This window comes from Actinoplanes ianthinogenes, from assembly GCF_018324205.1.
Lineage (GTDB): Bacteria > Actinomycetota > Actinomycetes > Mycobacteriales > Micromonosporaceae > Actinoplanes > Actinoplanes ianthinogenes.
On sequence record NZ_AP023356.1, the window covers coordinates 3,834,604 to 3,846,976 of the forward strand.

At 74.0% G+C, this 12,373-nt stretch carries 8 protein-coding genes; 2 read left to right on the forward strand and 6 right to left on the reverse strand.

Annotated elements, in window-relative coordinates; all coding sequences use genetic code 11:
- Window positions 1–10: 10 nt before the first annotated feature.
- From Aiant_RS17135 to Aiant_RS17150, 4 genes are read right to left on the reverse strand one after another with little or no spacing between them, the layout of a single operon-like run.
- On the reverse strand, window positions 11–3,637 hold the full coding sequence (locus tag Aiant_RS17135; protein WP_189328553.1) for a UvrD-helicase domain-containing protein: 3,627 nt from the start codon (window positions 3,635–3,637) through the stop codon (window positions 11–13).
- Window positions 3,634–7,632 (reverse strand): ATP-dependent helicase, encoded by a 3,999-nt coding sequence (locus Aiant_RS17140; protein ID WP_189328552.1) that lies wholly within the window; start codon window positions 7,630–7,632, stop codon window positions 3,634–3,636. Before Aiant_RS17140 ends, Aiant_RS17135 begins: the two co-directional genes overlap by 4 nt.
- A 40-nt stretch (window positions 7,633–7,672) precedes the next feature.
- Window positions 7,673–8,221 (reverse strand): LOG family protein, encoded by a 549-nt coding sequence (locus Aiant_RS17145; protein ID WP_189328551.1) that lies wholly within the window; start codon window positions 8,219–8,221, stop codon window positions 7,673–7,675.
- Window positions 8,221–8,988 (reverse strand): LOG family protein, encoded by a 768-nt coding sequence (locus tag Aiant_RS17150; protein ID WP_189328550.1) that lies wholly within the window; start codon window positions 8,986–8,988, stop codon window positions 8,221–8,223. Before Aiant_RS17150 ends, Aiant_RS17145 begins: the two co-directional genes overlap by 1 nt.
- A gap of 197 nt (window positions 8,989–9,185) precedes the next feature.
- Between Aiant_RS17150 and Aiant_RS17155 the strand changes: the two genes are divergently transcribed.
- On the forward strand, window positions 9,186–9,392 hold the full coding sequence (locus Aiant_RS17155; protein ID WP_189328549.1) for a hypothetical protein: 207 nt from the start codon (window positions 9,186–9,188) through the stop codon (window positions 9,390–9,392).
- Window positions 9,393–9,399: 7 nt separating this feature from the next.
- On the opposite strand, the gene dapE is transcribed toward Aiant_RS17155, so the two are convergent.
- Window positions 9,400–10,470, reverse strand: coding sequence for a succinyl-diaminopimelate desuccinylase (gene dapE / locus Aiant_RS17160; RefSeq protein ID WP_189328548.1), 1,071 nt, complete (start codon window positions 10,468–10,470; stop codon window positions 9,400–9,402).
- A 76-nt stretch (window positions 10,471–10,546) separates the two neighbouring features.
- Between dapE and dapD the strand changes: the two genes are divergently transcribed.
- Window positions 10,547–11,494, forward strand: coding sequence for a 2,3,4,5-tetrahydropyridine-2,6-dicarboxylate N-succinyltransferase (gene dapD, locus Aiant_RS17165; protein ID WP_189328547.1), 948 nt, complete (start codon window positions 10,547–10,549; stop codon window positions 11,492–11,494).
- Window position 11,495: 1 nt separating this feature from the next.
- Here the strand turns inward: dapD and Aiant_RS17170 are convergent, their stop codons facing one another.
- On the reverse strand, window positions 11,496–12,317 hold the full coding sequence (locus Aiant_RS17170) for a LysR family transcriptional regulator ArgP (protein ID WP_189328945.1): 822 nt from the start codon (window positions 12,315–12,317) through the stop codon (window positions 11,496–11,498).
- Window positions 12,318–12,373 lie beyond the last annotated feature (56 nt).

The window sequence follows — 12,373 nt, forward strand, 5'->3', positions numbered from 1 at the left end:
GCAGCGCGGCCTAAAGGGCCTCTTCCGGGATCTCGGTGATCAGGGCGGTCAGCGACGCCGTGTCCATCAGGTCGGTGGGGCGGACGGTGACCTGCTCGCGGACATAGTGGAAGCCGGCACGGACCCGGGTGATCGGGACGCCGGCCAGGGTGGCCCAGGCGATCCGATAAGCGGAGAGCTGCACGGCGGCGGCCTCGGCGGCGGCGCCGGTGGGGCGGCGGCCGGTCTTCCAGTCGATCACGTCGAAGCGGTCGCCCGGGTCGGCGAAGACCGCGTCCATCCGGCCGCGGATCACCACGCCGCCGACCGTGGTGGCGAACGGGACCTCCACGTCGATCGGGGTGCGATCGGCCCACTCGCCGGTCAGGAACGCCTCCTGCAACGCGGCCAGCTCCTCGTCGCCGACCGCCTGGTCGTCGGCGGCGCCGGGCAGCTCGTCGATGTCGATCAGGCGGGCCGCGCCGAACCGCTGCTCCAGCCAGACGTGGAAGGCGGTGCCGCGGCGGGCGTGCGGGGCCGGGCGCTGCGGGAGCGGGCGGCGCAGCGAGCGGGCCAGGGACTGCGGGTCGCGGCGGAGGACGACCAGCTGGGAGACCGAGAGGTGCGGGGGCAGGGCGACCTCGATCGGGCCGTCCCGGCGGGTGCGTTCGGCGCGCTCGGCGAGCAGGAGCTGGGCCTCGCGGCGCCAGCGGGCGATGTCCGGGTCGACGACGGCGGTGACCCGGTCGGCGGCGATCGCGGCGGCCAGCAGGGAGTCCCGGTCGAACGCGGGCACGGCTTCCGGGGCGGCTCCAGGTGTGGCTTCCGGCGGAACTCCGGGCACGGCTCCGGGCTCGAGTCCAGGCGCGGCCTCCGGCGCGGCTCCGGGCCCAGGTCCAGGCGCGACTTCGGGCGCCCGGGGTGTGGCTTCGGGCCCGGAGGGCGCCGAGGGGGCGGCTTCGAGGGCGGGCTCTGGGCGTACCGAAAGAGGGCGGTCCGGGGAGGAAGCGGCCGGGAGCGAACCGGAGGGTGCCAGACCGGCCAGGTCGGCCGCCAGGCCGGCACGGGCCGCGACCTCGGGATGGGCCGTCGCGAGGTCGGCGAAGGCCTCGGCCGCGGAGGCGTCCGGGTTGGCGATCATGCGGCGGATCAGGTCGGCGGCCGCGGCCATCGCCGGGCGGCGCAGGCCCAGCGGATCGGCCGGCCACTCGGCGGTGGCCACCAGCTCCTCGCTCGGGTTGGTCTCGCCCGGGGCCGGCTCGGGGGCCCAGGTGGTCACCACGCCGGCGCCCGCGTCGCAGGTCGCGCGGATCTCGTCGAGGAAGACCGACGGGCCGCGCGGGCGTTTCACGCCGTCGCCCCACCAGTAGCCGGAGCAGAGCAAGAGGCGGCGCGGGCGGGTCACCGCGACGTAGGCCAGGCGGCGCTCCTCGCGCTCGTCGTGCTCCCGCCAGGCGCGGGCGAACTCGCCGAGCGCGTTGTTCACGTCCTTCTGGTCGACCGCGTCGTCGAGATCCAGCTCGGGCAGCCCGGACGCGTCGCCACGCAGCGGGAACGGCAGCACGCCGATGCCGCCGAGATAGTGGTCGGAGCCGCGGACCAGGCCCGGCCAGACGCCGCGGCACAGGCCGGCGACCGAGACGACGTCCCACTCCAGACCCTTGGCGGCGTGCGCGGTGAGAATCTGCACGGCGCCCTCGGCCACCTCGACCTGGCCCGGCTCGAGTCCGCGCTCCTCCTCCTCGGCGGCGGCCAGGAAGGCGAGGAAACCGCCGAGCGTGCTGGTCTCGTTCTCACTGACGTAACGGGTGGCGGCCTCGCCGAGCGCGTCCAGGTGGCCGCGGGCCAGACCGGCGTCACCGGCCGCCCAGCCGCGGATCGCGACCTCGACGTCCAGCCCGACGGTCCGCTCGATGTCCGCCAGCAGGTCCGGCAGCGGCTGGTCCAGACGCTGCCGGAGGGCGCCCAGCTCCCGGCTGTAGGCGGCCAGCCGGGCGAAGCCCTCGACCGAATACTGATGGGGGCTGCCCAGGTCGGCCATCGCCTCGATCAGCGTGGCGTCGTCGAGCCGGTCGGCCATCACCTCGTCCGGGTCCCCGGCCGTCTCGGCGTGCCGCGCCGCCCGGTCGGCCGCCAGCGCGCGGGCCCGGCGGTGCAGGGCGACCAGGTCACGCGGGCCGATCCGCCAGCGGGCGCCGGTGAGCAGCCGCAGCAGGGCCGCGCCGTCGGTCGGGTCGGCGAGCACCCGCAGCGTGCACACCACGTCCCGGACCTCGGGGGTGTCCAGCAGGCCGCCCAGCCCGACCACCTCGACCGGCAGGCCGCGGGCGCGCAGCGCCTCCTCGATCACCGGGATCTGGCTGCGCACCCGGACCAGGACCGCGCTGGTCGGGCGCAGGTCCAGGGGAATCTCCTCCGGCAATGCCTTCGGCATGCCGGCGACCAGGCGCCAGGCGGTCAGCATCGAGTCCGCGATCCACGAGGCCTCTTCGGCGTACGTCGTGAGCAGCGCACAACTGACCGTCCGCCCGCCCACCGCCTCGGCCACCCGATCCGCCGGTTGCAGCGTCCCGACCTGGGCTCGCAGCGGGGCGGACAGCACGTTCGCCACCTGGAGGATCTCCGGGCGGTTGCGCCAGCTCCGGGTCAGGCTCTGCACCCAGGCCGGGCGGCCCGCGGCGTCCGGGAACTCGCCGGGGAACCGTTCCAGCGTGCCCGCCGACGCGCCCCGCCAGCCGTAGATCGACTGGCACGGGTCGCCCACCGCGGTCACCGGGTGCCCGCCGCCGAACAGGTTGTTCAGCATCGTGACCTGGGCGTGGCTGGTGTCCTGGTACTCGTCGAGCAGGACCACCTTGAACCGGCCCCGCTCGATCCGGCCCACCTCGGGATGGTCCCGGGCGACCAGCGCGGCGCGGGCCATCTGGTCGCCGAAGTCCATCGCCTCCAGGTCGAGTTTGCGTTTCTCGTAGAGGCGGACCAGGGGCAGCAAGGTGAGCCGGTGCTGCTGCCGGCGGAGCATTTCGGTGACATCCCTGTACATCCGCCCGGGGAAGGACTGCACCTCGGCGAAGAACCGGCCGGTCCAGGCGGCCAGGTCGTCCGGCGACTTCAGGTGCTCGGCGAGCTCGGCGGAGAGCGCGAGGACGTCGTCGGTGACCGTGCCGGGCGCCCGGTTCAGCCCGGTCATCTCCCCGGTGTACGCCCGGACCAGCGAATCCACGATCTGCCAGCGGGCCGCCTCGGTGAGCAGCCGGGCGGACGGCTCGAAACCGCCGCGCAGGCCGTGCTCGGTGACCACCCGGGCCGCGTACGAGTGGTAGGTGGAGATGGTGGCCTCGCCGGCCAGGGCCTCGTCCCGACCCAGGCGGCGGGTCAGCTGGCCGAGCCGGGTGCGGACCCGGTGGGCCAGCTCGCCGGCCGCCTTGCGGGTGAAGGTGAGGCCGAGGATCTCGCCGGGGTGGGCGTACCCGTTGGCGACCAGCCAGACCACCCTCGACGCCATGGTCTCGGTCTTGCCGGAGCCCGCCCCGGCCACCACCAGCAGCGGTTTCACCGGGTGCGCGATGATCGCGGCCTGCTCGTCGGTGGGCGGCGGGAGGCGCAGCAGGCGGGCCAGCTCGACCGGCGTGAAGCGGGGGCCGGCGTCTGCTCTCATGGCTGATCCTTCGGTGGTTCCACGACCTGCCGGCCCTTTCCGGAGATCGGGCAGCTGGTGCGGACCGGGCAGACCCGGCAACGGCTGTTCGCCACCGCGGAGAAGGTGGCGGCGGCCATCGTGTCGGCGGTGCGACGGACCATCTGGTAGGCCCACTGCGGGTCGGTGGCCTCGGTGATCGGCACCTGCATCTGCTCGCGGGCGTCCTTGCCCGGGCCGAGCTGGACCAGGGCGGCGCCGCCGCTGTCCGTGCCGAAGTCACCGAACGCGCCCGCGTCGACCGCCGCCTGATAGCCGGCGAGCTGCGGATTCTCCGCCACGTCGGCGGAGAGCGCGGTGGACTTGCCGGTCTTGAGGTCGATCACCACGAGCCGGCCGGCCTCGTCGATCTCCAGCCGGTCGACCCGGCCGGTGAGCTGGATCGGGCGCTGCTCGTCCTCCAGCCGGACGGTGAACTCGTGCTCGATCGCCAGCAGCCGCCGCGGGTTCGCCGCCAGCCAGCGCAGCAGCTTGTCCACCATGGCCTGGGCGCGCTCCTGCTCGGGACCGGCCATCCAGCGGGCGGCCAGCTCGATCGAGTCGAAGCGGGCGGAGACGTACTCGACCAGTTTCTCCCGGTCGGCGTGGGCGTCCTCGGCGAGCATGGCGGCGGCGTGCACCAGGTTGCCGATGCCCTGCGCGGGTCCGGCCGGGGCCGCGCCGCCGTGGCGTTCGAGCAGCCAGCGCAGGCTGCATCGGAGGGCGCTCTCCATCGCGGACGGGGTGACCTTGACCGGGTCGCCGTCGTCGACCAGCGGGCGGTCGTCGGAGAGCGGGCGCAGGCCCCACCACTCGTCCGGATGGGCGCCGGGCACGCCGGCGGACGCGAGGCGGGCGAGTTCGGCGGCCGCGGCGCGGCGGCGGGCGGGGGTTTCCGCGGCGGAGACGACTACGGTACGCAACTCGGCGACCAGTGCGGCCAGGGTGAGGGCTCGGGGCGCCCGGCCGACGGGGAGTTCCTCGTCGGGGGCGGGCTCGTCGTCCGGCTGGTCGTCGCCGTGCCCGGGGTCGGCGGGGCCGGGGTCGGCGTCGGCGGGGCCAGCGGGGCCGGGGTCGTCGGCGGCGTGGCCGGCGTCGTAGGCGTGGCCGGCGTCGTAGGCGTGGCCGGCGTCGTAGGCGTGGCCGGCGTCGTAGGCGTGGCCAGCGTCGTAGGCGGCGTGGCCGGCGTCGTCGGCGGGCGGGGCCGGATCCGCGGGGCCGAGGCCGTGAGTGGTGTCCGTTTGGCCGGGTTTGACGGTGGAGGCCGCGTTGACGGTGTGGCCCGAGTCGGCGGCATCGCCCGAATCGCCGGCGGGACCGGGGTCGCCGGCAGGGCCGGGGTCGCCGGCGGGACCGGGGGCGCCGGCAGGACCGGGGGCGCCGGCAGGACCGGGGTCGTAGGGGTCGGTCAGCTCGGGTGGCAGCGGGATGCCGCCGTCGGGACCGTCGTCGTCCGGGCTCGGGGGCTCCGGCGGGGGCGGGGTGCCGGCGTCCGGGTCGTCGCCGGGCGGGCCCGGCTGGGGGCGGGCGGCGGCCAGCTCGGTCAGGAAGCGGCTGGGTTGCTCCTCGATCGCCGCGCCGCCGGCGCTGGCGGAGGCGACCGCGGTGACCACCAGGCGGCGGCGGGCGCGCGTGGTGGCCACGTAGAAGAGGCGGCGCTCCTCGTCGAGCAGGGCGGACGTCTCGGCCACGATCGCCTCCGAGCCGGACGCGGGGCGACCGGCGACGGCGTCGACCAGGCGTTCCGAACCGAGCAGGCTGCCGCGCAGGCGCAGGTCGGGCCAGATGCCCTCCTGTACGCCGGCGAGGACCACGACGTCCCACTCCAGGCCTTTCGCCGCATGGACGGTGAGCAGGCGGACCGCCTCGCCGCGGTCGGCGCTCGGGGCGATGGTGTCGGCCGGGAGATCCTGGCCGAGCACATGGTCGAGGAAGACGCGGACACCGGCGCCGGGCAGCCGGTCGACGAACCGCGCGGCCGCGTCGAAGAGCACCACCATGGCGTCCAGGTCCCGGTCGGCGGCCTCGGCGCGCCACTGGCGGGCGCGGGCGGCCTGCGCGGGGTCGGTGATCCGGAGGTTTCCGGTGCTCATCGCATACCACCGGTCGGCCAGGCCGCTCGCTCGCCAGACCGTCCAGAGCACCTCCTCGGCGGAGGCGCCGGGCTCGGACGCGGCGGTGCGGGCCACGGTGAGCAGGCGGGCGATGGTCTGTGCCGGGCGGGCCCAGCGGCGCTCCACCAGGTCCAGGCCGGCCGGGTCGCGGACCGCGTCGACCAACAGCTCGCCGGAGGGTCGCCGGTCGCCGGCGGCCACCGCGAGCGCCCGCAGGCCCTGGCGCAGCCGGCGCTCGGCGAGCGGGTCGGCGCCGCCCAGCGGCGAGTGCAGCAGCGCGACGGCCGCCTCCTCGTCGAGCACCTCCGGCTCCAGCGCACAGCGCAGCAGCAACAGGAACGGGGCGACCGCGGGTTGCAGGTGCAGCGGCAGGTCCTCGGCGTGGATCACGGTCGGCACGCCGGCGGCGGTCAGCGCCCGCTGCACCGAGGGCTGCTGAAGCGTGGCGGACCGCATCAGCACCGCCATCCGCGACCAGGGCACGCCGAAGAGCAGGTGCGCCTCGCGAAGGGCGTGCGCGATGAACGCGGTCTCGGCGGCGGGCGACCGGAAGGTGCGCACCACCGCCTCGGCGACCGGCCCGAACGGCGAGATCTCGTCCCCGGTCACCGTCTCGGAGGGCGCGGCCTCCGGGACAGACCCGGCGGCTGACGCGGGCCCGGCAGCCGTGGCCGGCCCGGCACCAGCGCTCGGCCCGGCAGCTTGTTCGGGCACGGCGGCCGGGGCGGGCTCGGCGCCCGGGGTCGGCTCGGCGTCCGGCGGGGGCGGGGGGAACATCGGGCGGTGGGCGAACGGGCCGCGCATCCGGCGGGCCACCCCGGACGTCGCGGTGAGCAGGGCCGGGGCGGCCCGGTAGTTGGTGTGCAGGGTGATCGTCTCGGCGGGGGCGCCGGCCGGGGTGCGGAAGCGAGCCGGGAAGCCGGTCACCACCTCCGGGTCGGCACCGCGGAAGCCGAAGATCGACGAGTCCGGGTCGGCGAAGGCGACCAGCGGCTTGCCGCCGCCGGCGACCTGGGCGAGCAGGTCGACCTGGGCCGGGTCGGTCTCGGCCAGCTCGTCGACGAACACATGGGCCAGGCGGCGGCGCTCGGCGGCGAGCAGGTCCGGCTCGTCGGCGAGCAGGCCGGAGGCGGCCCGGACCAGCTCGGCCGGGTCGTAGGCCACCGAGCCACGGGTGGTGGCGTCGCGGAGGGAGAGGACCGCCACATATTCGTCGAGGAAGCGGGCGGCGGCGGCCCAGTCGTCGCGGCCCAGCCGGGCCGCGTAGCGCGCCAGCTCGATCGCGCCGACGCCGCGCTCGGCGGCACGCTGCATCAGGTCGCGCAGCTGCTGGGCGAAGGCGCGGGTGGGCAGGGCCGGGCGCAGCGACTCCGGCCAGCCGATGGTGTCGGCGGCCTCCGGGTCCTCCACCACGGCGAGCAGCTCGCGGATGATCAGGTCCTGCTCGGGACCGGTGAGTAGGCGGGGAGCGGGCTCGCCGCGCTCGGCGGCGGCCCGGCGGAGCAACCCGAACGCGTACGCATGGAAGGTCCGCACCAGCGGCTCGTGCACGATCCGACCGGGGTCGTCGGCGACCCGCGCCTCGATCCGGTCGCGGAGCGCGGCGGCGCCGCGGCGGCCGAAGGTGAGCACCAGGATCCGCTCCGGGTCGACACCCTCGGCGATCCGGGCGGCGACCGCCTCGACCAGCGCCGTGGTCTTGCCGGTGCCGGGCCCCCCGAGCACCAGCAGCGGTCCGGTGGTGTGCGCCACCACCCGGGCCTGCACCGGGTCGGCGCGCAGCTCGGGCGCGGCCGGGCGCGGACGCCGGACCAGGCGATAGGCCGGCCGGCGCACCGGGGAGAGGGGGGCCGGCGTGCTCACGGCATCTATGAGAGCACGCCGGTACGACGATTCCGGGAGGTCACCCCGCCAGCGCGGCCTCGATCGCGTCCAGCGCGTCCGGGATCGAGCGGGCCACCAGCACCGTCTCCATCGCCCCGGCGCGGACGAACTTCGTGCCGACCAGGCTGTTCAGCCAGGTGAGCAGGCCGTCGTAGAAGCCGTCCGGGTCGAGCAGCACGATCGGCTTGCGGTGCACGCCGAGCGTCGCCGTGGTCCACACCTCGAAGAGCTCGTCGAGCGTGCCCAGGCCGCCGGGCAGGGTGAGGAAGGCGTCCGACCGCTCGATCATCACGTTTTTCCGGGCGCCCATGTCGGCGGTGACGACCAGCTCGTCCGAGGCGGTGTCGGCCACCTCCCAGTCGACCAGGCACTGCGGGATGATCCCGAGGGTGTGCGCGCCACCGGCCCGGGCGCCGTCGGCGACGGTGCCCATCATGCCGACACAGCCACCGCCGGAGACCAGGGTGTGCCCGCGCTCGCCGAGCGCCCGGCCGGTCGCCTCGGCCAGGTCGAGCCAGCGCTGTTCCAGGGTGTCCGACGAGGCGCAGAACACGCAGATCGCGGCCATCAGGAGGCCACCTGCGCCGCCCCGGCGTCCACGATGATCCGGACCGCCTCGGCGACGTCGTCGGTGGTCTGGATCAGCTCCAGGTCCGCCTCGCTGATCTTGCCGTCGTCGAGCATCCGCCGTTTGATCCAGTCGAGCAGGCCGCTCCAGTAGTCGACGCCCATCAGGATCACCGGGAACCGGGTCACCTTCCGGGTCTGTACCAGGGTGATCGCCTCGAACAGCTCGTCCAGCGTGCCGAAGCCGCCGGGCAGCACCACGAACGCCTGCGCGTACTTGACGAACATGGTCTTGCGGACGAAGAAGTACCGGAAGTCGATGCCGATGTCGACCCAGTCGTTGAGACCCTGCTCGAACGGGAGCTCGATGCCGAGCCCGACGGACATCCCGCCGGCCTCGGTGGCGCCCCGGTTCGCCGCCTCCATCACGCCCGGCCCGCCACCGGTGATCACCGCGTAGCCCGCCTCGGCGAGCGCGGCGCCCAGGCCGGCGGCCAGCTCGCACTCCGGGCTGTCCAGCGCGCTGCGGGCCGAGCCGAAGACGCTGACCGCGGGCGGCAGGTCGGCCAGGGTGTCGAACCCCTCGACGAACTCGGAGAGTATCCGCAGGGCGCGCCAGGCGTCCTTGGTCTTCCACTCACCGCGATGGTGGGAATCGAGGAGCTTCTCATCAGCGGTGCTGGGGGGTACTGCCTCTCGACGCAGCGTGACCGCACCTCGATGACGTTGTGGCGTGGCCGGCGGTCGCCCGTTGGTGCTCTCCGTCATGCGTCCAAGGTAGTGCGGACGGTCAGTACGAGGTGAATAACGGGCTGCGTTTCGGCAAGAGGATTGCGACTCGGAGACCTTTTTGCCAGATTGAAGCAACGGACGGTAGCTCTGGCGCGTCTATACAGTTACCGAACCGCGTCCACACGGCAGGCACGGCACCCGAGTCGGGGTGTCCCGGTGAAAGGGCGGCCACCGTGACGAATCGCTACGAACGCCTCAAGATGCACCGTCGCATGCAGCGGCGGATCCAGCTGGTGGTGGAGGAACGCCGGATGGCGTTCGCGGCCCGCCACGACGAACCGGTCGCCGACCTGGAGACGACGATGGAGATCCCGCCCCCCGACCTGCCGATCGTGGTCCCGCAACGGGCCATCGGCCGGGTGGCCGTCCCGCAGGCCTGACCGGGGGCTACCCCGCCAGCCAGCGGTGCAGCGTGGCCGCGCCGTCCCGGATCTGCCCGATCTCCACGTGCTCGTCCGGGGCGTGCGCCAGCGCCGGGTCACCCGGCCCGTAATTGAGCGCCGGGATGCCCAGCGCCGCGAACCGGGCCACGTCGGTCCAGCCCAGTTTCGCGGCCGGGGCCACGCCGACCGCGGTGAGGAACTCCCGGGCGGCCGGGGCGGACAGCCCCGGCAGCGCGCCCGGAGCCGAGTCGGTGATCTCCAGGTCGAAGCCGTCGAACACCTCGTGCAGGTGCTCCAGCGCCTGCTGCTCCGAGCGGTCCGGGGCGAACCGCAGGTTGACCTCGACCGCGCACTCGTCCGGGACGACGTTGCCGGCCACGCCGCCGGAGATCCGTACGGCGTTCAGCCCCTCCCGGTACGTACACCCGTCGATCGTCACGGTCCGCGGGTGGTAGTCCTCCAGCCGGCGCAGCACCTCGCCGGCGGCGTGGATCGCGTTCACCCCGCGCCAGGCCCGGGCCGTGTGCGCGCGGCGCCCGCGGGTCCGCACCGACGCCCGCATGGTCCCCTGGCAGCCGGCCTCGACCACCCCGTACGTCGGTTCGAGCAGCACCGCGAAGTCGGCCCGGAGCCACTCCGGGTGCGACGCCGAGACCAGGTTCAGCCCGTTGTACTCGGACTCGATCTCCTCGGCCTCGTAGAACAGGTAGGTCACGTCGTACGCCGGCTCGGGCAGCGTGGCGGCCAGGTGCAGCGCGACCGCGACCCCGGACTTCATGTCCGACGTCCCGCAGCCGTAGATGAGATCGTCGACGACGGTGGACGGCCAGTTGTCGTTGATCGGCACGGTGTCCAGGTGACCGGCCAGCACCACGCGCTGCCCACGGCCCAGGTCGGTCCGCGCCATCACGGTGTGGCCGACGCGCTCGACGGTCAGGTGCCCGGCCCGGCGCAGCACGTCCTCGACACAGTCGGCGATCACCTTCTCGTCGCGGGAGACGGACTCGATGTCGACCAGGGCACGAGTCAGCTCGACCGGGTCGACCAACACGTCCGGGGTCAGCGGGTTGGCCATGACCGCACCATACAAGGCCGTCCCGAGCACCGGACGCACCCGATCCGGACCCCTGAGCTTTAGTAGGGTTCCTCTCGTGGATACCGCGATCTCGACCTCGCCCGCCTGGGGCATCGGCCTCGCCACCGTCACCGCCGAGGGGCAGGTGCTCGACGCCTGGTTCCCGGCCGGATTCCTCGGCCTGGGCGACGAGCCGGCCGAGGCGCCGGCGCTGCCGGCCGGCCTGACCGGCCCGAAACTGCTGCCCGGCCTCTCCACCGTCGAGGTGCGCGCCACGACCAAGTCGCTGGCCGAGCCGATCGCCGACACCGCCGAGGCGTATCTGCGGCTGCACCTGCTCTCGCACCGCCTGGTCCGGCCCAACGAGCTGAACCTGGACGGCATCTTCGGCCTGCTGGCCAACGTGGCCTGGACCTCGGCCGGCCCCTGCCCGCCGGATCGGGTCGACGAGCTGCGCTTCCTGGAGCGCGCCGCGGGCCGGCACCTGGCCGTCTACGGCATCGACAAGTTCCCGCGGATGACCGATTACGTCGCGCCCAGCGGCGTCCGGATCGCCGACGCGGACCGGGTCCGGCTCGGCGCCCACCTGGCCCCGGGGACGACGATCATGCAGGAGGGATTCGTCAACTTCAACGCCGGCACGCTGGGCACCTCGATGGTCGAGGGCCGGATCGTGCAGGGCGTGGTGGTCGGCGACGGCTCGGACATCGGCGGTGGTTCGTCGATCATGGGCACCCTCTCCGGCGGGGGCAAGGAGAAGGTGCGGATCGGCGAGCGCAGCCTGCTGGGCGCCAACGCCGGTGTCGGCATCTCGCTCGGCGACGACTGCGTGGTCGAGGCCGGCACCTACATCACCGCCGCGTCGAAGATCGCGCTGCCCGACGGCCGTGTGGTGAAGGCCATCGAGCTGTCCGGTGTGAACAATCTCCTGTTCTGGCGGAACTCGGTGAGCGGCGCCCTGGAGGCCCGCCCGCGCAAGGGCACCGGCATCGAGCTGAACAGCGCCCTGCACGCCAACGACTGATCTAGCGCAAAGCGGTGACGGCCGCCGTGCGTACGGCGGCCGTCAGCTCGTTCAGCAGAGCGGACTCGATCCGCCAGTACTGCCAGTAGAGCGGGATGTCCAGATGCTCGCCCGGGAATATCTGGACATACTGCCCGGAGGCCAGCAGCGGTTCCGCGTTCTGCTCCGGCACCGTCCCCCACCCCAGGCCGATCCGGATCGCCTCGTTGAAGGCCGCGGCCGCCGGCACGTAGTGGATCCGCTCCGGCGGACGGCGGCCGACCATCGCCAGGAAGCGATGCTGCAACTGGTCCTTGCGGTTGTAGACGATCATCGGCGCCGACTCGAAGGACAGGCCCGGTGCGGCGATCGCCAGGTAGCGCATCGCGCCGAGCCGCTCGACCCGGCAGCCCTGGACCGCCACGTTCTCCGCGGTCACCGCCGCCATCGCGGTCCCGGACCGCAGCAGGTCGGCGGTGTAGTCCTGGTCGTCGGTGTGTATCTCGAAGGTGGCCGCCGGGACTTGCGTCAGCACCGGCAGGAACCAGGTGTTCAGCGAGTCCGCGTTCACCACGATCGAGACCCGGGTGCCACCTCGCGCCTGGTCGAGCGCCTCCTTCTCCAGGAGCGCGACCTGCCCGGCGAACCGGATCAGCGCCTCCCCCGCCACCGTCGCGGTGCACGGCTTGGCCCGGCGGACCAGCACCTGCCCGATCGCCCGTTCCAGTGCCTTGATCCGCTGGCTGACCGCCGACGGGGTGACGTGCAGCACCCGGGCCGCACCCTCGAAACTGCCCTGCTCCACGACGGCCTGGAAGGTCTCCAGCTGCACCTGGTCCACGATTAAGTATCGCTAATTCATCCTGAAAATCTTTAGCTGGATTCACCGTGGAGTGGACC